We start from the raw sequence: 18,991 nt of genomic DNA on the forward strand, positions 1-18,991 counted from the left end.
CGACCAAAGCGATCTTGTCGCCCGCCGACGCCGTCAATTCCGCTCCGTCGAGCAGCGGCGTGCCACCGAAGGTCAGTTTTATCCCGTCGAGATTGAGAAGTGGCGGCGCCATGTCAGCTTTCGGTAAGGGGGAATGGGTGGGCGAGCAACAGCGCGCGGCCGCTGCCCAGCGCGATTTCGAGCCGGCCCTTGACCTCATTGGAAATGGTCAGCGACGAGCCGAACGCCATCTCGATATGGTTCAGCGGCCATTTGGCGCCGGTCACGGTCAGGCCGGAAAGGTCGGAAAAGCCGAGAATCGAAAACAGCGTGCCATCGGCGTAGTCGAAGCCGGCCTTTCCGCGAAGCAAGGGGATGCCTTCCTGTGCGCCGCTGCTCAAAAGCACCTCCGTCCCTGCCTCGGCCAGTCGGACGCTGAGCGCCAGGTGCAAGAAGGCGTGGTCGGTCCGCTTGCCACCGAACGCGCCGGCAAGCACGAGGCTGGTCGCGCCGCGTTCGAGCGCGGCGGCGATAGCCAGTTCGCCGTCGGTCTTGTCCTTTTCTGCCGGAAACACCTGGCGGGGTACGGCGGCCAGCTCGTCCGGCAAATCCGCCGGCACCGAATCGAAGTCGCCGACCCAGAGTTCCGGCGTCAGGCTCAGCGTCCGGGCATGGCTCATGCCGGCGTCGGCGGCGATGACACGCGTGCCAGCGACCTGGCGGTCGAGCAGCGGCGTGCGGATAAGGTCGCCGCCAAGCAGGATGGTGAATTTGCTCATATGCGTCGCCCTTACCAGCCCTGCTTGCGAAACGGAAGGCCGCGTTCCGGATGCCCGGCAAACTTCCGCTTGCGCCACACCTGGGCCGGGCCTATGTGTCGAAACGCTCTAACGGGGTGCTGGACGCGATCTTCGCGGACCAGCTGAGAGGCAACCATGCCAACCCGCTGAACCTGATCCGGTTTGTACCGGCGGAGGGATTAGACGTTTCGGACAGCCCGACGCCTCAATTCCTTACAACGTGAACGAAGGAGGCGCCGATGCGCACGTTTTTATACACTCTTGTTTCGGCAGTGCTGCTTGCGGCGGCCGTTCTCGCCGGCATCGGGCCGGCATCCGCGCAGGAAAAACTCACCGTCTATACCTATGAGAGCTTCACCGCCGACTGGGGTCCAGGCCCCGCGGTGAAGAAGGCCTTCGAGGCCGAATGCGGCTGTACTCTCGAATTCGTCGCGGTCGCCGACGGCGTCGCCCTGCTCAACCGCGTCAAGCTGGAAGGCGCCGCAACCAAGGCCGACATCGTGCTCGGCCTCGACACCAATCTGACGGCCGAAGCCAAGGCCACCGGCCTGTTTTCGCCGCATGGCGTCGTCATCGACGTCAATGTGCCGGGTGGCTGGAGCGACAATATTTTCGTGCCGTTCGACTATGGCTATTTCGCCATCGTCTACGACACCGAAAAGCTAAAGACCCCGCCGAAGAGCCTGAAGGAATTGGTCGAGGGCAATGCCGATGAGAAGATCGTCATCCAGGATCCGCGCACCTCGACGCCCGGTCTCGGCCTGCTGTTGTGGGTGAGGTCGGTCTATGGCGACAAGGCGCCGGAAGCCTGGGCCAAGCTTAAGGCAAAGGTGCTCACCGTGACGCCGGGCTGGAGCGAGGCCTATGGCCTGTTCACCAAGGGTGAGGCGCCGATGGTGCTGTCCTATACCACGTCGCCGGCCTATCACATGGTCGCCGAAAACACCGAACGCTATCAGGCGGCGTCCTTCGAGGAGGGCGAGTATCTGCAGATCGAGGTTGCCGGCATAACCACCACTGGTGCGAAGAACCCGTTGGCCAAACAGTTCCTGACTTTTATGACCGGGCCGAAATTCCAGGATGTGATCCCCGAGACCAACTGGATGTTTCCTGCCGGCAAAACTGACAAGCCGCTCAATCCGGCCTTCGACAAGCTCGTCAAGCCGACCAAGACTTTGCTGTTCAGCCCCGAAGAGGTCGCCGCCAACCGCAAGGCCTGGGTCGACGAATGGCTGTCGGTGATGAGCAAGTAGCTTGTGATTGAAAGATGATCACTCTACGGCGCCCCCCCTCTGTCCTGCCGGACGTCTCCCCCTCAAGCGGGAGATCGAATATCACTTCCGCTTTCGCCAATCGCAACAGTCGAAAAATTGAGGCGAGGGTAAAGCCGCCAATCTCCCCCCTTGAGGGGGAAATGTCCGGCAGGAGAGAGGAGCGTGGGCGGGAAATCGGCCTCAGCCATATTTTCTGCTTCGACGATCGTTGAACCAGGCAGGGCGGCATGCATACCGGATATCCTGCCGATCCCCGCGTCACCGCCGGCACCATCGCGCTTGCCGCTGTTGCGCTGCTGATCGGCGGAGCGTTCGCCGGGCTCATCCTTGAAGCCACACGCAACCCGACCGGCGCCGCGTCGACTTTCGATTCCTACCTCTTCCGTGTTGCCCGCTTCACGCTGTGGCAGGCTTTGCTGTCGACACTGCTTTCCGTCGTGCCAGCGCTGTTCGTTGCGCGGGCGCTATCGCGGCATCCGCGCTTCTTTGGTCGTGGCTTGATCCTGCAGCTCTTCGCCGTGCCGCTTGCGCTGCCGGCCATCGTCGCCGCACTCGGCATTCTGGCTCTCTATGGCCGTGCCGGCTATTTCGCCGGCGTGCTCACCGCGATTGGCGGTCAGGGCTGGCCGGGCATATACGGCCTGTCCGGCATCCTCGTAGCCCATGTCTTCTTCAATCTGCCGCTGGCGACGCGGCTGTTCCTCGAGGCGCTGGCGACAGTGCCGGCCGACCAGTGGCGGCTGGCGAGCCAGCTCGGCATGGGCCCCAGACCCGCATTCCGGTTGATCGAATGGCCGACGCTGCGTGCGGCACTGCCAGGCGTCGCCGGGCTTGTCTTCATGCTCTGCATCACTTCCTTTACCATCGTGCTCACGCTGGGCGGCGGGCCGCGCGCGACGACACTGGAGGTCGCCATCTATCAGGCGCTGCGTTTCGATTTCGATCCTGCCCGCGCGGTGACGCTGACACTGCTGCAGATCGCGCTGACCTTCATCGTGGTACTTGCATTGATGCGGCTTGGCGCCAACACTGTCGGCGACGCCAACCTGCCGGTGGCACCGCGCCGGTATCTTTCGGCTGGTACGGCCGAGACCGTGCTGAACGCAGCATTGATCGCTCTGGCATTGCTGTTCGTCGCCGCGCCGATGGCGGCCACGGTGACGTCAGGCCTTGGCGCCGATCTCGGCCGGCTGGCGGCCGAGCGCGCGGTGCGGCAGGCAACGCTGACCAGCGCCGTGCTCGCCTTGCTGGCGGCGCTGCTTTCAGTGGCGCTGTCGCTGTCGCTCGTCATGGCACGACGTGCGCTGGCCTTGAGGCGTCGCGTCGACGCCAAGACGTTGCTCGAATACGCCACCGATACCGGCGCCGGCTTCGTCCTCGTTGTGCCGCCCATCCTCATCGGCGCCGGCTGGTTCCTTCTCCTGCGTACTTTCAGCGATGTCTTTGCCATCGCCCCTGTCATGGTCGTCGCCGTCAACGCAGTGATGGCGATGCCGTTTGCCATTCGCGCCATTCGCCCCGGCTATGATGCGGCGAGCGAACGCCACGAACGGCTCTGTTTACTGCTTGGCATTTCGGGCTGGGATCGGTTCCGGCTGGTCGACTGGCCGTCGCTGCGGCGGCCGCTCGCCACCGGTTTCGCATTCGCGATGGCTTTGTCGCTCGGCGATCTCGGCGTCATTGCCCTGTTCGGCAGCGACTCCCTGCAGACGCTGCCCTATCTCTTGCTGTCGCGCATGGGCAGCTACCGCACTATGGACGCGGCAGGCCTGGCATTGCTGCTCGGCCTGGTCTGTCTCGCGCTTGTCCTGGCCGCGGACTGGCTGGGACGGGGAGAAAAATCATGACGCTCAACAGCGAAAGCGGTACGGCTGTGCGGCTGGAAAAGGTCTCGTTCAGCTATGGTGAAGCGCCGTTTTTATTCGATGTCGAGTTCGCCGCCTCGAAGATCACCGCCATCATGGGGCCGAGCGGTTCGGGAAAATCGACACTGCTCAATCTGGTGGCCGGCTTCGAGACGCCGCGATCGGGCCGCGTGCTGATCGGCGGCGCCGATTTCGGCGCCAAACCGCCTTCGGCGCGGCCGGTGTCAATGGTGTTCCAGGAAAACAATCTCTTTGCCCATCTTTCTGTCGAACGAAATGTCGGCCTTGGCCGCTCGCCGTCGCTCAGGCTGACCGAGGCCGACCACGCTGCAGTCGCCGCGGCGCTCAAGCGCGTCGGCCTTGCCGGCAAGCAACAGCGCCTGCCGCGCGAACTCTCCGGTGGCGAGCGGCAACGCGTCGCGCTCGCCCGCGTCCTGGTGCGCGACCGGCCGGTGCTCTTGCTCGACGAACCGTTCGCCTCGCTCGGACCGGCCTTGCGCGACGACATGCTCGATCTGGTAGCCGACGTTCATGCAGAGCGGCGCATGACGGTGCTGTTCGTCACGCATCAGCCGGAAGATGCCCACCGTATCGGCCAGGACATGGTGTTCCTGGACAATGGAACGGTTGCCGCAACCGGGACTGTCGCCGATTTTTTTACCAAGGCTGGACCGGAAGCCTTCCGGCACTATATCGGTGCAGGTCCGTTTGGCGCGGGATCACGAGATGTTGCCCGGAAGCGGACATAATTTACGGCCAAACCGGCTTCAGGCGATGTGGTGCTTGCTTGCCATGGTCAAAGTAGTGTGGCTAGGTCCTCCGATACTGGTCCGGCATAGGTTGTGATTTGCCACTTCGGTGTCATGCGTGCTCGTGAGCGCGAAGGACGCTGTGGCAGTTGATTGTGCGTATGATCCTTTCTGAAAATCGATGCCCGATTTTCGGGGCCATGTGCTGAGACCCGAAAGGAAGCTGTTCTGCCGACCGGCACCGACAGAGTGAGAAGGAAACCGCTGGCGCGCTTCCTCGCGCTGGCCGGCTTTGCCATGGCGCTGGCAAGCTGCCAGATGTTCACGCCTCCGGACGTTCAGGAATCCGGCTTCCAGCCTTCCAACAAACCGATCACGGTCGACAATGTCGCCGCCAACGGCAAGCTCGCCGAAATGGCGAAGGCGCAGCACCCGCGCATCCTCGCCACCTATGGCGGCGAGTATTCCGATCCCAAGCTCGAGCGCATGGTCGCCAAGGTCGTCGGCAGCCTGACCGTGGTGTCCGCCAACCCGACCCAGACCTACCGCATCACCATCCTCAATTCGCCCAACGTCAATGCTTTCGCGCTGCCGGGTGGTTATCTCTACATCACGCGCGGCCTGTTGGCGCTGGCCAACGATTCGGCCGAGCTCGCCGCGGTCATCGCGCATGAGATGGGCCACGTCACTGCAAACCACGGCTTGCAGCGCCAGCAGCTCGAGGCTGAGGAGGGGTTTGCAACCAAGGTCGTCTCGGATGTGCTCGGCGACAGCCCGACCGCCAAGGCGGCACTGATCCGCGGCAAGCTGCGGCTTGCCCAGTTCTCGCGCAATCAGGAGCTTGAGGCTGACGGCATCGGCATCAAGTCGATCGGCGAGGCGGGCTTCGATCCCTTTGCCGCCGGCCGCTTCCTGCAGTCCATGTCGGCCTACACCGATTTCCGCTCTATCAGCGGCGCCACCGACGCCAGCCTCGACTTCCTGGCGACGCATCCCAACACGCCGCAACGCATCGATCTGGCGCAGCGTCATGCCCGCCAGTTCGGTGCGCCCGGCGTCGGCACGCGCGACCGCGACGCCTTCCTCGCCGGCATAGACGGCCTGCTCTACGGCGACACACCGGAGGAGGGCTATGTGCGTGGCGAAACCTTCCTGCATCCCGGGCTCGGCGTGTCGTTCTCGGTGCCAAACGGCTTCATCATAGACAACTCGGCCGCGGCGGTGACGGCAACCGGGCCAGGCGACATAGCGATCCGCTTCGACGGCGTTTCGATCGACAAGAGCCGCTCGCTGACCGACTACATCCGCAGCGGCTGGGTGGCCGGTCTCGACGAAAGCAGCGTGGGCCAGGAAACGATCAATGGCAACGAGGCGGCGACGGCGCATGCCAGCGCCGAGGGCTGGCAGTTCGACATCGCGGTGATCCGCGCCGGCGGTCAGGTCTACCGGCTGTTGACCGCGGCACCTTCCGCCAGCACCTCGTTGGATGCCGTGGCGCGCTCGGTCAGCGGCTCCTTCCGTATCTTGAACGCAACCGAGAAAGCGGCGCTGAAGCCGCTGCATATCCGCGTCGTCACGGTGCGGCCCGGACAGACCATGGGCTCTCTCGCCGCGCAGATGGTCGGTGTCGATCGCAAGCTGGACCTGTTCAGGGTGCTCAACGCGATGTCGCCCGGTGCAGCAGTTTCCGCGGGCGATAAGGTCAAGATCATCACCGACAAATAAGATTCAGGCGGCTGTCGCCAGAAACTCGGGGTTTTGCTTCACCAGCGCTATCTTGAGTTTTTCCATGGCGCGTGCCTCGATCTGGCGGACGCGCTCCTTGGAGATGCCGAGCGCCTCGCCGAGGGCTTCGAGCGTCGCGCCCTCGTCGCTCAGCCGGCGCTCCTCGATGATCCTGAGCTCGCGGGCATTGAGCGCGCCGAGCGCCGTTTTCAGCCAGACAGAGCGGCGTTCGACATCGATAGTGTCGCCTACGACCTCGTCCGGCAAAGGATCGTCCGACACCAGGAAATCCATTCGTTCGGTGGCGCCCGCATCGTCGGCGAGCGGCTGGTTGAGCGAGCTATCCGGTGCCGAAAGGCGGGAGTCCATCATCGCCACGTCGGCCTCCGAGACGCCGAGCGCCACCGACACCTCGCGGTAGAGCGAGGTATTCGAGATCGGCTCGGCGCCGTTCGCCAAGCGGGCGCGCAGTCGCCGCAAATTGAAGAACAGCGCCTTTTGCGCCGAACTGGTGCCGCCACGCACGATCGACCAGTTGCGCAGGATATAGTCCTGCATCGAGGCGCGAATCCACCACGTCGCATAGGTCGAAAACCGCACCTCGCGCTCCGGTTCGAAACGGGCCGCTGCCTCCAGCAGGCCGACATGGCCTTCCTGGACCAGGTCGCCGAGCGGCAGACCGTAGTGGCGGAATTTCGAGGCCATGGAAATGACCAGCCGCATATGCGCCATGGCGATTTGGTGCAACGCCTGCTGGTCGTTGTCTTGCTTCCAGCGCAGCGCGAGAAGATGCTCCTCATCGCGCTCGAGATAGGGGGCTCTCATCGCCGCGCGGACCATGGTTCGCCCTGCCATATCTTCCATCATGCCACGCTCCCTGTTCCGGGCGTTGCGGTGCGATCGCTCGACCCTGAGCTGGCATCGTGGTTGAATTGGCGACGCCGCGCCCTACAACAGCCAAGAACGTGCCACGCGGGTGAATGGTTCCGCCGCTGATGTCGCGTGGATTGCACTGGCGAAAGCTCGTTGCGGCGGTCGCTACGCGGTCGGTTAGCGTGACTCGATGTTGTTTTGAGAATTGGATTTCAAAAGCGTCTTATTTTTGAAATCCGGTTCCTTATTTCGCCAGCCTCCATCTGTCAGTTTCCGGCGCTCAACATATGCGCCGGACGCCGGCCAAGGACGGGATCACAGAAAAATGAAATGGCTCAAATCGCTTATCGTCGCCGGAACACTGCAGGTTTTGGCCGTCACATCAGGCCATGCCGGCGCAAATCTCGATCAGATCAAGCAGGTCGGCGTCTTTAAGGTCGGCACCGAAGGCACCTATGCCCCCTTCACCTATCATGATGCCTCGGGTGCATTGGTCGGCTTCGACGTCGAGATAGCCCAGGCGATTGCCGAGCGCCTCGGCGTCAAGGCCGAATTCCTCGAAGGCAAATGGGACGGGCTGATCGCCGGCCTCGACGCCAAGCGTTATGACGCCGTCATCAATCAGGTCGGCATCACCGAGGCGCGCAAGGCCAAGTATGATTTTTCCGATCCCTACATCGCTTCCAAGGCGGTGCTGATCGTGCGCGGCGACAATACCGATATCAAAAGCTTTGCTGACCTCAAGGGCAAGAAGGCGGCGCAGTCGCTGACTTCGAATTTCGGCAAACTCGCCGAAACGAACGGCGCCGAGCTCGTCGGCACCGATGGTTTCGACCAATCGATCCAGCTGCTTCTTACCGGCCGCGCCGACGCCACCATCAACGACAGCCTGTCCTTCCTCGATTTCAAAAAGCAAAAGCCCGACGCCAATGTGAAGATCGCCGCGCAGGAAGAAAACGCCGACTATTCCGGCGTCATCGTACGCAAAGGCGATCCGGAACTGGTCGCCGCCATCAATCAGGCACTGGCCGATATCAAGGCCGACGGCACCTACCAGAAGATGGCCAACACGTATTTCGGCCAGGACGTTTCGAAGTAAGCGCATTGCACGGAGCGGGCCGTTGCCGGCCCGTATGGCAAGCATCGCGGCGAGCCGTCTTTGACGGCCGCCGCTTTTCGCGTGATATGACGATCGTATGGTCGCGCCTCGATGCTGCCGGGCCGGTTTTTGAGCGGCAATCTCGCAAGGAGGGTTTTCGTGCCGCACTGGCTGCAATTGATGCTGGACTCATTGCCGACGCTGCTATGGGCCGCGCTGATCTTCACCGTGCCGCTAACGCTCCTGTCGTTCGCATTCGGCCTCTTCGTGGGATTGGTTGCGGCGCTTGTCCGGCTGTTCGGCCCGAAGCCGCTGGTCGCCGTGGTCCGCTTCTACGTCTGGATTTTCCGTGGCACGCCACTTCTGGTGCAGCTCTTCCTGATCTTCTACGGCCTGCCCTCGGTCGGCATCCTGCTCGACGCTTTTTCAGCCGCGTTGATCGGCTTCACGCTCAACATCGGCGCCTATACGTCGGAAATCATCCGCGCCGTCATAGGCTCGGTGCCGAAGGGGCAGTGGGAGGCGGCCTACTCGATCGGCATGACCTGGAGCCAGGCGATGCGGCGCACCATACTGCCGCAGGCCGGCCGTGTCGCGGTGCCGCCACTGTCCAACACCTTCATTTCGCTGGTCAAGGATACATCGCTGGCCGCCGCCATCACCGTGCCGGAAATGTTCCAGGCGGCGCAGCGGATCGTCGCCACCACCTATGAGCCGCTGATCCTCTATATCGAGGCGGCGGCCCTGTATCTGGCGCTGAGCTCGGTGCTGTCGGCATTGCAGACGCGCTTGGAAAAGCGGCTCAGCCGCTATGGCGGCTTCCTGGAGGCGCGTTCATGATCGGCCTGACCGACATCGAGAAGCGCTTCGGCGACAACCTCGTGCTGAAGGGCGTGACCGTCACCATCGAGGAAGGCAGCGTCACAGCCCTTGTCGGTCCCTCGGGCGGCGGGAAAAGCACGCTTCTGCGCTGCATCAACCTGCTTGAGATCCCGACTTCGGGCACGGTGCGCATCGGCGACGACGCGCTCGAATTCCACCCTGGCGGCAAGGTTTCCGCAACGGCCATCCGGCGCCTGCGGCTGCAGACGGGCATGGTGTTCCAGAATTTCCAGCTGTTCCCACACCGCACCGCGATCGAGAATGTTATGGAGGGGCTGGTGACGGTGCTGAAATGGCCGGTCCAGCGAGCGCGCGAGCGGGCGCTCGCTCTGCTCGAAAAGGTAGGGATGGCGCACAAGGCCGATGCCTGGCCGGCGACCCTTTCAGGCGGCCAGCAGCAACGCGTGGCGATTGCCCGGGCGCTGGCGCCATCGCCGAAAGTGCTGCTGTGCGACGAGCCGACCTCGGCGCTCGATCCGGAACTGGCGCAGGAGGTGGTCGACGTGCTCAGCCAGCTCGCCCGCGAGGGGACCACCATGGTGATGGCGACGCACGACCTGCGCCTCGCATCGAAGATCGCGCAGGAGGTGGTGTTCCTCGACGCCGGCGCCATCGTCGAGAAAGGCCCCGCCGCTGTCCTGTTCAGCAATCCGGAGCGCCAGCGAACCAGGCGGTTCATCACGACGCTGAAGCAGGAGGCAGAGAAGGAAGGAGGCGGCGAAGGTTAATGCATGTCGCCCAAAAGTTCGTAGCGGTTTTGGGATAACGACATGCATACAAAGAAAAACCCGGCACGAGGCCGGGTTTTTCCAATTCGAAGGCGAGAAGCGCTCAGGCAGCTTCTTCCTGCTCGGCTTCTTCGTTGTCGGCCTTGGCACCGCGCTTCGGACCCTTGTTGAGGTTCACCTCGATGAGGCGCACCGCTTCGGTTTCCGACATGCGGTTGACGGCCGCGATCTCGCGCGCCATGCGGTCGAGTGCCGCCTCATAAAGCTGGCGCTCGGAATAGGACTGCTCCGGCTGGTTGTCGGCGCGGTAGAGGTCGCGCACCACTTCCGAGATCGAGATCAGGTCGCCGGAATTGATCTTCGCATCATATTCCTGAGCGCGGCGCGACCACATGGTGCGCTTGACGCGGGCGCGGCCCTGCACGACCTTCAGCGCGCGATCGACATAATCCTCTTCCGACAGCTTGCGCATGCCGATGGAGGTCGCCTTGGCAACCGGAACCTTCAGACGCATCTTGTCCTTCTGGAAGTCGATGACGAACAGTTCCAGCTTGTGGCCCGCAACTTCCTGCTCGTCGATCGAGACGATCTGGCCGACGCCATGCGCCGGATAGACGATGTACTCGCCGGTCTTAAAACCGTGACGCGCTGCGCTGGACTTCTTCTGCGGGGTGATCGTTGCCATTACGCCATGAACTCCTTGGTGTGGTACCGGCATTCTGCCGGCCGAACTCGCGCGATCGGGTAACCGATCGTTAGCCGCACAACTACGAAACCACCGGAAAAGCCGAGGTCGGCAAGCCGCATAATTGCGACTGCCTGCCCCAGATCACTCTGGTCCGGATTGAGAAATTCACCTTTCAGTGATTTGGGGCGTTCGCGCCATAAATCGACGTTGTGTCACCGGCATGTTTGGTTGATGTAGCACAAAAAGTCGGAAGAATCAAGGTTTTGCTGCACGCGCGAAGGCCATGCGCCATCGCCGCCTGTCAAGGCAGTTAATGTGCGGTGCCTGTTACGCCGCGTCATGCCGATCAAATCGGCGTTGCCGCTACAGCGCCACGCGCCCGTTTTGGACGCGCACGGGACGCTGTGACACTTTTGATCTTGCGCATGATACGTTCGAAAAATCGATTCCGATTTTCGGAGTCAGGCGCTAGTCGCCCTGGCCGGGCTCGGGGGAGAAATACTTCTCGAACTTGCCGGCCTCGCCATCGAAGGATTTGGCGTCGGCCGGAGGCTCCTTCTTGGCGGTGATGTTGGGCCATTTATCGGCATATTCGGTGTTGATCTGCAGCCATTTGTCGAGCCCCGGCTCGGTGTCGGGCTTGATGGCGTCGGCCGGGCATTCCGGTTCGCAGACGCCACAGTCGATGCACTCGTCGGGATGGATGACGAGCATGTTCTCGCCCTCATAGAAACAGTCGACCGGACAGACCTCGATGCAGTCCATGTATTTGCATTTTATGCAATTATCGGTCACGACATAGGTCATCAGTCGGCTCCGGGACGTCCCGTTTTATCAGAGCGAGGTGCGTCCAATCGGACGCACAAAGCACGCTCTAACACTTTGAATTCACGCATCGTGTTGCCAAATGCGGTTAGGCTTTTTGGTGAGGTAACGTCTTTGCCCGCCGCTTGCAAGAGCAGCCATTGCGCGCGATACCGGCGTTTCCGGAATGGAATTCCAGACGGGCGATGTCGACGAAGGCCGGTTATGCGTCAGTCGTCGCCGAGCAGCCGGTCGGTCTCCCGGCGTTCCTTCTTGGTGGGGCGGCCGCTGCCGGCGTCGCGCAGTGCGGGAATCGCATCGGGAACGGCCTCGCCTTTTGGCACCGGCGGTGGCGACATATCCTCGTAGAGCAAGCGCGCTTCCTCTGCGGGGCCGCGCCGGCTTCCCGTGCCGAGCACCTTCCAGACGAAGATGCGCCGCTCGAGAGTGATGGTCAGGACGTCGCCGGCGCGGACCAGATCGGAGGCCTGCGCTGCTTTGTCGCGATTGATGCGGACGCGTCCGGCCACCACCAGCTTCGCTGCCAGCGAGCGCGATTTCACCGCACGCGAAAAGAACAGCCATTTGTCGATGCGCTGGCGGGCATCAGCGACCATCGGAGCGAGCGAACCTACTTCTTCAGCTGGTCGCGCAACGCGGCGAGCTTGGCGAAGGGGGAATCCGGGTCGAAGCGCACGGGACGCTCCTCGCGAGGCTTCGGCTGGAAAGCGGGCTTTCCACCGGGCGCGCCACCCTTGCCCTCCGGCCTACCGCCCTTCCAGTCAGGCCGGCTCTCACGACGATCGGGACGCTCGCCCTGCGGCTTGCCGTCGCGCCGCTCTCCCGTCTCGCCCTGGGGCTTGGGCTTGAATTTGCTACGGTCGAAGCGCGGCTTGCCGGCGCCGTCGCGGCGTCCTTCATGGGCGGGCCGGCTGCCTAGAGCGCCGGCCGGTTGTCCGCCGGTGGCATCTGCCGGTGCGTCGCCACGGCCATCGCGCGCGGCTTGCCCGTTGCGCGGGCGATTGTCCCTATCACGGGGCCGGTTGTCATGGTGGCGGTGGCGCGGGCGCTGGTCGAAGCGGCCCTGCCGCCACAACAGGATGGGTTTTGGTTCTTCGGCCTCTTTCTCGGCCTCTGGAGCGGCCTCGCCGGTGGCGGCTTCCGCCGCCGCGGCAGGTTCGGCCGACACTGCTTCCGTTGCAGGCGAGGCTTCGGAAGCCGGCTCCGCCGATGCGACTTCAACCTCGGCGGCTTCGAGTTCTGCCTCTGGTTGAGCCGCTGATACCGGAGGCGCTTCGGCTGCGGCTTCGGCTGCAGGCAGTTCTTCGGTGACTTCAGCCGGAGTTTCCAACTGAGCTTTCGCGACAGATTCTGCTTCGGTGGCGGGTTTCGCGGAAACTTCGGCTGCGGCCTCTGCCACGGCAGCCGCATCCGACTCCGAACTCTCGGCCGGCGCCTCGGCGGCTGCGTCCGCTATCGCGGCTTCGGCTGCCTTGGCCTGCTCGGCTTGTTCTTCCGCCGCCTGCTTGGCCGCGGCGGCTTCGCGAGCGGCATTGTCCTGTGCCTCGAGCCGCGCCCTCACCTCGACCGCCGGCTTCGGCTCCGCCCGGTAGCCGAGGCCTTTCAAAATCTCTTCCATGTCGTCGGCCGTGGCGCCGAGGATCGACATCATCGGCGGCGTCACCATGAAGGACTGACCGTCATAGGCGCCGTCGGGGCGCTGGCCGAGGCCCGGCTTCCAATTGGTTGCGGGCCGGATCAGGTCGGCCAGCCGTTCAAGGATGTCGACGCGCACCGCGCGACGGCCGAGATTTCGGTAGCCGGCCAGCTTATAGAAGGTCTTGTCGAACGTGGGATCGATGACCACCGAGGTGCGGCCGGAGGCCAGCGCGTGAACCACGTCGCCAAAACCGGGCTTCTCCTTGCCGTCGTTCCCCAGTGCCCACAACAGCGTCACCAGTCCGGCCGGGGCCGGTTTGATCAGCGCGGGCACGAAGACGTGGTAGGCGCCGAAGCGCACGCCGAGCCGGCGAAGGGCGGCGCGGCCTTCCTGGTCGAGCGACTTCATCTCCTCGGCGATGTCACGGCGGTTGATGAGGCCGAAATGCTCGACGAGCTGGAAGGCGATGCCGCGGCCGATGCCGGTGATCTGCTCGGCGTTCTTGAGGTCGACCAGCGGCTTCAGCAGGGATTCGATCTGGAAATTGACGAAGCGCTCGGCGCGGGCCGCGACCTTATCGCGGGCGGGTCCGGTGAGCTGCTCGTCGGCCAGCAGCACAAGGCGCGGCTTCAACGGCTCGTCGCCTGCGACCAGCGTGCCGATCGGGGCGCCGATCCAGCGCAGCGTGCCGTCGGAGCCGAGCGCGATGTCGCCGGTGGCCGAGGCGCCGAAGCGTTCGGCCCGTGCCTCGAATTCGGCTGCAAGCGCCTTCTGGGCTGCTGCACGCACCGCCTTGGCGTCCTCGCCGCCGGCGCTCTGGTCGGCGGTGAAGCGGAACCCCTGCAACTCGCCGACGTGATGGCCTTCGACGAGGACGGTTCCGGTTGGGCTGATTTCGGCTTCAGGCATGGTATTTTCTCTAAGGCGCCGCATGAGGACGGAAGTCCTGCGGTCTACGAAGCGTTTCGTCAACCGCTCATGCAGCGCATCCGACAATCTGTCTTCGATTTCGCGCGTCTTTTCCTGCCAGTGTGCCTGATCAGCCAGCCAACCCGGCCGGTTGGAAACGAAAGTCCAGGTGCGGATCTGGGCGATCCGGTGCGACAGCGTGTCGATGTCGCCCTCGGTGGTGTCGGCACGGCGCACCTGCTCGGCCATGTAATTCTCGTCGACATGGCCATGCCTGGCAAGGTCCATGTAGATCGAGGCGATCAGGTCGGCATGCTGGGCTGGCGCGATCTTCCTGTAGTCGGGAAGGGCGCAGGCCTCCCACAACAGCGCCACGCGCCTGGCGTCGGTGGCAAGCGCCCGAATGTCCTCGTCGCGGGACAGGTGCTCGAGCGCCTGCGCATCCACCGCCGGCAGCGCGCGCGTCAGGCCTTCAACCGGGGCGTTGGTCTCGATCGAGCGCTTCAGCGCGTCGAGGCTGGCGAAATCGAAACGCGCGGTGCGCCATTGCAGCACCTTCACCGGGTCGAAATCATGCGCTTCGATCTTCTTGACCAGTTCCTCGTCCAGCGGATCGACCTGGCCGGTGACGCCAAAAGTTCCGTCGCGCAAGTGCCGGCCGGCGCGGCCGGCGATCTGGCCGAGCTCGGCCGCCGTCAGATTGCGGTACTGGTAGCCGTCGAACTTGCGGTTCTGGGCGAAGGCGACATGATCGAGATCGAGGTTGAGGCCCATGCCGATCGCATCGGTGGCGATCAGATAATCGACATCACCCGATTGGAACAGCGCTACCTGCGCGTTGCGGGTGCGGGGCGATAGCGCGCCGAGCACGACGGCCGCACCGCCTTGCTGGCGGCGGATCAGTTCGGCGATGGCGTAGACCTCGTCGGCGGAAAAGGCGACGATCGCCGTGCGTCGCGGCAGGCGTGTGAGCTTCTTCGAGCCGGCATAGGCGAGATGCGACAGCCGTGGCCGCGTCACCACCGACACGCCCTTCAGCAGACGCTGGAGGATGCCGTGCATCGTGGCCGCACCCAGCAGCAGTGTCTCCTGGCGGCCGCGCAGATGCAGGATGCGGTCGGTGAAGATGTGGCCGCGCTCGAGATCGCCGGCCAGCTGGACCTCGTCGATGGCAACGAACGCGGCGTCGGTCTCGCGCGGCATGGCTTCCACCGTACAGACCGAATATCTGGCGCCGTCGGGCTGGATCTTCTCCTCGCCGGTGATGAGCGCCACCTTGTGGGCGCCGACCTTCTCGCAGACGCGTGTGTAAACCTCGCGGGCGAGCAGCCTGAGCGGCAGGCCGATAATGCCGCTTTCATGCGCCACCATGCGCTCGATGGCGAGATGGGTCTTACCGGTGTTGGTCGGCCCGAGCACGGCGGTCACGTCGCGGCCCGACAGGATCAGCGGTTCAGTGTGTTTCGGCTGGATGTTCATCGACCTGGAAATAAGGCTCTCTGCCTCGCGTTGTCGGGAGCGCGCCACATGCTGGCGCGTGTGACAAGCGACACATAGGGATTTCGGGCGCGAAGCGAAAGCGGAATGTTCCCGACGGCAGCTCGAAGCCTCCCCCTCAGCGTCGATAATCTGTTCCGATTAGACGTTGGCCGTTCCGATTTAACAGTTGGAACGAGTCTGGAACGAATCGGCTACGAATCGCTGACTCGCGCGGATTCAGGGTTTGTTCACGGCTACATCTGGATTTTTCGCCGGCGAGTCTCACCACATGCTGAATCGCCGAACTGGCCCGTTTCATGCAGCGCTGACGTCGCCGTTAACCTTTGCCGGTGAACGATCGACGCAGGTCGGCGTGGCGTCATCCAACATTTTGAAATTATTAATCTTTCCTCACGCGCCTTAACCATTTGGGGGTGTTTTCAGCTTTTTGTCGTTAACCTTCCGCTCAAAGCCGGAACGAAACGGCGACGAATCAGCGCTGGCGGAAGTTTCCCGGTTTGTTCACCCCAATATGTAGTGTCATGAACAGGTTTTCCACCGAGTATCCACAGGCGGGGAACAGGGTTTTGCACAGGCTGCGCGGCCGCCGTTAACTTTTGCGTGCCGCTTCGGCACAAGGTCGGCGTCGCGTCCATCGGTCGGCGCAGTCGCTGCACGAGGACCAGTGTTCCATGCAGAACGGATTGGTTCAAGACCCGTCCTCTCCCACGGCATAGCGCTGCAAAGTAGGGCCGACTTTCTGGATAATTTCGTCGTGGGAAAGGGCGACGACTGGCGGAAGCCGCAGCAGGTACCGGCACATCGCCAGACCCAGCAGTTGGCTCGAAACGAGCCCGGCCCGTCGACCCGCATCGGCGGGGTCAGAGACCGCCGCAATCACCGGCCTCACCTGGTTGCCAAATACGTCGCGCAATTTTTCCGCGGCGAATCCGTTCGACGTCGCCGAACGCAGCAGAATTGCCATGCCAGGACCGCTGGCCGGGCCTTCCCAGATTTCGAGAAAACGCCTGATCAGCGTTTCGCCGATGGTGTTTCGGTCGATCACCCGCAGTGCGGGCAATTGCAGATCGACGACCGCCGCCCTGGCGAACAGCTCGTCCTTGCTGCGGAAATAGCGGATCACCATGGCCGGATCGATCGAGGCATGCGCCGCGACGTCGCGGATTGAGGCGCCATCATAGCCGTGCTCGGCGAACAGGAGCCTCGCGGCCTCGAGGATTTGGGCGCGCGTGCGGTCCGACTTGCTGGGTTTCTTCGGCTGATTCTCGGTCATGAAATTCATATGCCAACGGCCGTTGACAAATGCAATGGGCTCGGCTAAAAAGTCAACAATCGTTGACAAATGGAGAGAGAAATGTTGCCCGAAACTACGGAAGTCCTGATAATCGGCGCCGGGCCGACCGGCATGGCGCTGTCCATCGTGCTGCACCAGGCCGGTGTCGATCATGTTTTGATCGACAGGCTGGCGCAGCAGCTTCAGACGTCGCGGGCTGGCGTCATCCACGCGCAGACGCTGGAAACGCTGGAGCCGCTCGGCGTCACGCAGCGGCTGAGCGAACTTGCCCTGAAGCTGCAGAATTTCGCCATCCGCGACCGCAATCGGGCGCTGCTCAAGCTCGATTTCAGCAAGCTTCCTTCAAAGCATCCCTATCTGATGATGCTGCCGCAGAACCTGACCGAGCAGGTGTTCGCCGAGCGGATCGCAGCCCTGGGCGGCGTGATTCATCGCACGGTCGAGGCCAAGGCGGTCGTTCAGGACGCTGACGGCGCACGCGTGACGGTGATCGAGAACGGCCGCGAGAAACCGATATCGGCACGCTACGTCGTTGGTGCCGACGGCATGCACAGCCTGGTGCGCAGGTCGAGCGGCATCGAGTTCGACGGCGCGGCCTATGGCGCTTCGTTCGTGCTCGCCGATGTTCGTCTCGACTGGCCGGTTGGGCCGACCGAAGTGTCGCTGTTCTTTGCACCGGCCGGGCTGGTGGTGGTGGCGCCGCTCCCGGACGGATCGTACCGGGTCGTCGCAACAATGGATGACGCACCGGAAAAGCCTGAGATCGCCGACATCCAGGCGCTGCTCGACAGCCGTGGACCGACCAAAAAAAGAGCCCGGGTGCTCGATCTGTCGTGGAGCTCGCGTTTTCGCGTCCATCACCGCTTGGTCCGCTCGTACCGCAAGGACCGGTTGTTTCTCATGGGTGATGCCGCGCACGTGCACAGCCCGGCGGGAGGGCAGGGCATGAACACCGGCATCATCGACGCGGTCGTGCTTGGCCAGTTGCTTGGCGACGTGGTGAACGGCGTGCGCCCGGAAGCGGAGCTCGACCTTTACGAAACGCTGCGGCGTCCGGCGGCCGAAGAGGTGCTTGAACTAGCGGGCACGATGACCGACATGGCGCTTACCCGCAGTCCGGTGGAGCGGTTCGTCCGCAATCTCGTGCTTTCGGTGCTGAACCTCAATTCATTCCTGAGACGTCGCATCGCCTTGAAACTGTCAGGCCTCAGCCGGGCGCCGCTTGCCCGCCTGCCGGCACCGTCGCGCGAGCCGGGCCCGATCGCCCGGACCAAGCCTGCAGCCGAACCAGGGCTGAAGCTTGTCGCCTAACAGCCGCAGCTACCCCAGCCTCGATCTTGGCCCTGTGGGCGTCGGGCCGGTGCATCAGTTATCGGCGAGGGGCACGACGCCTCAGGTGATGTACTGGCCGCCATTGGCGGAGATGGTCGAGCCGGTGATGAAACCGGCATCGTCGGAAGCGAGGAAGACGACGCAGCGTGCGATCTCTTCCGGCTCGCCGAGGCGGCCAACGGGGATCTGCGGGATGACGCGCTCGTTGAGCACCTTCTCATCCATCGCCCTGACCATCTCGGTGGCGATATAGCCGGGGCAGATGACATTGACGGTGATGCCGGCCCGCGCTCCTTCCTGGGCGAGCGCCTTGGTGAAGCCGATGTCGCCGGCCTTCGACGCCGAATAATTGACCTGGCCGGTCTGACCCTTCTGGCCGTTGATCGAGGAGATGGTGATGACGCGGCCGAACTTGCGGTCGCGCATGCCGCCCCACAGCGGGTGCGTCATGTTGAAGACGCCGGAAAGATTGGTGTCGACGACCTCTTTCCATTGCTCGCGCGTCATCTTGTGGAACATGGCGTCGCGGGTGATGCCGGCATTGTTGACCAGAACGGAAACCGGGCCGAGATCGGCCTCGATCTGCTTGATGCCGGCGGCGCAGGCATCGTAGTCGGCGACCGACCATTTGTAGACCGGGATGCCGGTCTCTGCCTTGAATTTCTGCGCCGCTTCGTCATTGCCGGCGTAGTTCGCGGCAACCTTATAGCCGGCGGTTTTCAGGCCGATCGAAATCGCGGCGCCAATACCGCGCGACCCACCGGTGACGAGTGCTACCTTTGTCATGATGTCCTCCCTTTTATTCGTGAGCGGCGGGCGCTGAACGCTCT

At 63.4% G+C, this 18,991-nt stretch carries 17 protein-coding genes and 1 riboswitch; of the genes, 8 read left to right on the top strand and 9 right to left on the bottom strand.

What is annotated here, in order from left to right; genetic code table 11:
• Window positions 1–113: 113 nt before the first annotated feature.
• Window positions 114–758 (bottom strand): thiamine diphosphokinase, encoded by a 645-nt coding sequence (locus EOA78_RS05270; RefSeq protein WP_127314199.1) that lies wholly within the window; start codon window positions 756–758, stop codon window positions 114–116.
• 102 nt (window positions 759–860) lie between these two features.
• Window positions 861–975, top strand: a riboswitch (TPP riboswitch).
• 43 nt (window positions 976–1,018) lie between these two features.
• On the opposite strand from EOA78_RS05270, the gene thiB reads away from it, so the two are divergent.
• Window positions 1,019–2,032, top strand: a complete 1,014-nt coding sequence (thiB, locus tag EOA78_RS05275; protein WP_127314200.1) for a thiamine ABC transporter substrate binding subunit — start codon at window positions 1,019–1,021, stop codon at window positions 2,030–2,032.
• Between the two features lie 62 nt (window positions 2,033–2,094).
• Here the strand turns inward: thiB and EOA78_RS35865 are convergent, their stop codons facing one another.
• A complete protein-coding gene (locus tag EOA78_RS35865; RefSeq protein WP_164783646.1) occupies window positions 2,095–2,286 on the bottom strand; it encodes a hypothetical protein in 192 nt (63 codons plus the stop codon).
• Between EOA78_RS35865 and thiP the strand changes: the two genes are divergently transcribed.
• The 3 genes from thiP (at window position 2,281) to EOA78_RS05295 (ending at window position 6,392) form a co-directional block, all read left to right on the top strand.
• Window positions 2,281–3,900 carry a thiamine/thiamine pyrophosphate ABC transporter permease gene (gene thiP / locus EOA78_RS05285; RefSeq protein ID WP_127314202.1) on the top strand — a complete coding sequence of 540 codons (1,620 nt, stop codon included), beginning with the start codon at window positions 2,281–2,283 and terminating at the stop codon, window positions 3,898–3,900. The genes EOA78_RS35865 and thiP overlap by 6 nt on opposite strands.
• The gene (gene thiQ / locus EOA78_RS05290) at window positions 3,897–4,667 is read left to right on the top strand and encodes a thiamine ABC transporter ATP-binding protein (RefSeq protein ID WP_127314203.1); all 771 of its coding nucleotides are present in this window, start codon (window positions 3,897–3,899) and stop codon (window positions 4,665–4,667) included. Before thiP ends, thiQ begins: the two co-directional genes overlap by 4 nt.
• 297 nt (window positions 4,668–4,964) lie before the next feature.
• Window positions 4,965–6,392 carry a M48 family metalloprotease gene (locus EOA78_RS05295; RefSeq protein WP_164783650.1) on the top strand — a complete coding sequence of 476 codons (1,428 nt, stop codon included), beginning with the start codon at window positions 4,965–4,967 and terminating at the stop codon, window positions 6,390–6,392.
• Between the two features lie 3 nt (window positions 6,393–6,395).
• On the opposite strand, the gene EOA78_RS05300 is transcribed toward EOA78_RS05295, so the two are convergent.
• The gene (locus tag EOA78_RS05300) at window positions 6,396–7,259 is read right to left on the bottom strand and encodes an RNA polymerase factor sigma-32 (RefSeq protein ID WP_127314205.1); all 864 of its coding nucleotides are present in this window, start codon (window positions 7,257–7,259) and stop codon (window positions 6,396–6,398) included.
• A gap of 331 nt (window positions 7,260–7,590) precedes the next feature.
• Here EOA78_RS05300 and EOA78_RS05305 point away from each other — a divergent pair, with 331 nt between their 5' ends.
• From EOA78_RS05305 to EOA78_RS05315, 3 genes are all read left to right on the top strand, one after another.
• Entirely contained in the window at window positions 7,591–8,364 is a 774-nt protein-coding gene (locus tag EOA78_RS05305) for an amino acid ABC transporter substrate-binding protein (protein WP_127314206.1), read from the top strand.
• 159 nt (window positions 8,365–8,523) lie between these two features.
• Window positions 8,524–9,204, top strand: a complete 681-nt coding sequence (locus EOA78_RS05310; RefSeq protein WP_127314207.1) for an amino acid ABC transporter permease — start codon at window positions 8,524–8,526, stop codon at window positions 9,202–9,204.
• The gene (locus EOA78_RS05315; protein WP_127314208.1) at window positions 9,201–9,974 is read left to right on the top strand and encodes an amino acid ABC transporter ATP-binding protein; all 774 of its coding nucleotides are present in this window, start codon (window positions 9,201–9,203) and stop codon (window positions 9,972–9,974) included. Before EOA78_RS05310 ends, EOA78_RS05315 begins: the two co-directional genes overlap by 4 nt.
• 103 nt (window positions 9,975–10,077) lie before the next feature.
• Here EOA78_RS05315 and EOA78_RS05320 read toward each other — a convergent pair whose 3' ends face one another.
• The 5 genes from EOA78_RS05320 to EOA78_RS05340 all read right to left on the bottom strand — a co-directional run bounded on the left by EOA78_RS05320 (window position 10,078) and on the right by EOA78_RS05340 (window position 16,982).
• Window positions 10,078–10,659, bottom strand: a complete 582-nt coding sequence (locus EOA78_RS05320) for a CarD family transcriptional regulator (protein ID WP_027152934.1) — start codon at window positions 10,657–10,659, stop codon at window positions 10,078–10,080.
• A gap of 471 nt (window positions 10,660–11,130) precedes the next feature.
• Window positions 11,131–11,469 (bottom strand): ferredoxin FdxA, encoded by a 339-nt coding sequence (gene fdxA / locus EOA78_RS05325; RefSeq protein WP_023803892.1) that lies wholly within the window; start codon window positions 11,467–11,469, stop codon window positions 11,131–11,133.
• Window positions 11,470–11,696: 227 nt separating this feature from the next.
• On the bottom strand, window positions 11,697–12,083 hold the full coding sequence (locus tag EOA78_RS05330; RefSeq protein ID WP_029348806.1) for an RNA-binding S4 domain-containing protein: 387 nt from the start codon (window positions 12,081–12,083) through the stop codon (window positions 11,697–11,699).
• A 14-nt stretch (window positions 12,084–12,097) separates the two neighbouring features.
• Window positions 12,098–15,514: a helicase-related protein gene (locus EOA78_RS05335; RefSeq protein WP_127314209.1), complete on the bottom strand. Its 3,417-nt coding sequence runs from the start codon at window positions 15,512–15,514 to the stop codon at window positions 12,098–12,100.
• A gap of 709 nt (window positions 15,515–16,223) precedes the next feature.
• Window positions 16,224–16,982, bottom strand: a complete 759-nt coding sequence (locus EOA78_RS05340) for a TetR family transcriptional regulator (protein WP_245477406.1) — start codon at window positions 16,980–16,982, stop codon at window positions 16,224–16,226.
• Here EOA78_RS05340 and EOA78_RS05345 point away from each other — a divergent pair.
• Window positions 16,941–18,140 (top strand): NAD(P)/FAD-dependent oxidoreductase, encoded by a 1,200-nt coding sequence (locus EOA78_RS05345; RefSeq protein ID WP_245477407.1) that lies wholly within the window; start codon window positions 16,941–16,943, stop codon window positions 18,138–18,140. The genes EOA78_RS05340 and EOA78_RS05345 overlap by 42 nt on opposite strands.
• Before the next feature lie 81 nt (window positions 18,141–18,221).
• Here the strand turns inward: EOA78_RS05345 and phbB are convergent, their stop codons facing one another.
• On the bottom strand, window positions 18,222–18,947 hold the full coding sequence (gene phbB / locus EOA78_RS05350) for an acetoacetyl-CoA reductase (RefSeq protein WP_065011280.1): 726 nt from the start codon (window positions 18,945–18,947) through the stop codon (window positions 18,222–18,224).
• Window positions 18,948–18,991: the final 44 nt, after the last annotated feature.

The organism is Mesorhizobium sp. M5C.F.Cr.IN.023.01.1.1 (assembly GCF_003997585.1).
GTDB lineage: Bacteria > Pseudomonadota > Alphaproteobacteria > Rhizobiales > Rhizobiaceae > Mesorhizobium > Mesorhizobium wenxiniae.

What these genes read in the sequence shown, in the direction of transcription:
- EOA78_RS05270 (WP_127314199.1), bottom strand. Translation starts at nt 758, where the DNA reads ATGAGCAAATTCACCATCCTGCTTGGCGGCGACCTTATCCGCACGCCG.
- thiB (WP_127314200.1), top strand. Translation starts at nt 1,019, where the DNA reads ATGCGCACGTTTTTATACACTCTTGTTTCGGCAGTGCTGCTTGCGGCG.
- thiP (WP_127314202.1), top strand. Translation starts at nt 2,281, where the DNA reads ATGCATACCGGATATCCTGCCGATCCCCGCGTCACCGCCGGCACCATC.
- EOA78_RS35865 (WP_164783646.1), bottom strand. Translation starts at nt 2,286, where the DNA reads ATGCATGCCGCCCTGCCTGGTTCAACGATCGTCGAAGCAGAAAATATG.
- thiQ (WP_127314203.1), top strand. Translation starts at nt 3,897, where the DNA reads ATGACGCTCAACAGCGAAAGCGGTACGGCTGTGCGGCTGGAAAAGGTC.
- EOA78_RS05295 (WP_164783650.1), top strand. Translation starts at nt 4,965, where the DNA reads ATGGCGCTGGCAAGCTGCCAGATGTTCACGCCTCCGGACGTTCAGGAA.
- EOA78_RS05300 (WP_127314205.1), bottom strand. Translation starts at nt 7,259, where the DNA reads ATGATGGAAGATATGGCAGGGCGAACCATGGTCCGCGCGGCGATGAGA.
- EOA78_RS05305 (WP_127314206.1), top strand. Translation starts at nt 7,591, where the DNA reads ATGAAATGGCTCAAATCGCTTATCGTCGCCGGAACACTGCAGGTTTTG.
- EOA78_RS05315 (WP_127314208.1), top strand. Translation starts at nt 9,201, where the DNA reads ATGATCGGCCTGACCGACATCGAGAAGCGCTTCGGCGACAACCTCGTG.
- EOA78_RS05320 (WP_027152934.1), bottom strand. Translation starts at nt 10,659, where the DNA reads ATGGCAACGATCACCCCGCAGAAGAAGTCCAGCGCAGCGCGTCACGGT.
- fdxA (WP_023803892.1), bottom strand. Translation starts at nt 11,469, where the DNA reads ATGACCTATGTCGTGACCGATAATTGCATAAAATGCAAATACATGGAC.
- EOA78_RS05330 (WP_029348806.1), bottom strand. Translation starts at nt 12,083, where the DNA reads ATGGTCGCTGATGCCCGCCAGCGCATCGACAAATGGCTGTTCTTTTCG.
- EOA78_RS05335 (WP_127314209.1), bottom strand. Translation starts at nt 15,514, where the DNA reads ATGAACATCCAGCCGAAACACACTGAACCGCTGATCCTGTCGGGCCGC.
- EOA78_RS05345 (WP_245477407.1), top strand. Translation starts at nt 16,941, where the DNA reads ATGGCGCTGTCCATCGTGCTGCACCAGGCCGGTGTCGATCATGTTTTG.
- EOA78_RS05340 (WP_245477406.1), bottom strand. Translation starts at nt 16,982, where the DNA reads ATGATCGACACCGGCCTGGTGCAGCACGATGGACAGCGCCATGCCGGT.
- phbB (WP_065011280.1), bottom strand. Translation starts at nt 18,947, where the DNA reads ATGACAAAGGTAGCACTCGTCACCGGTGGGTCGCGCGGTATTGGCGCC.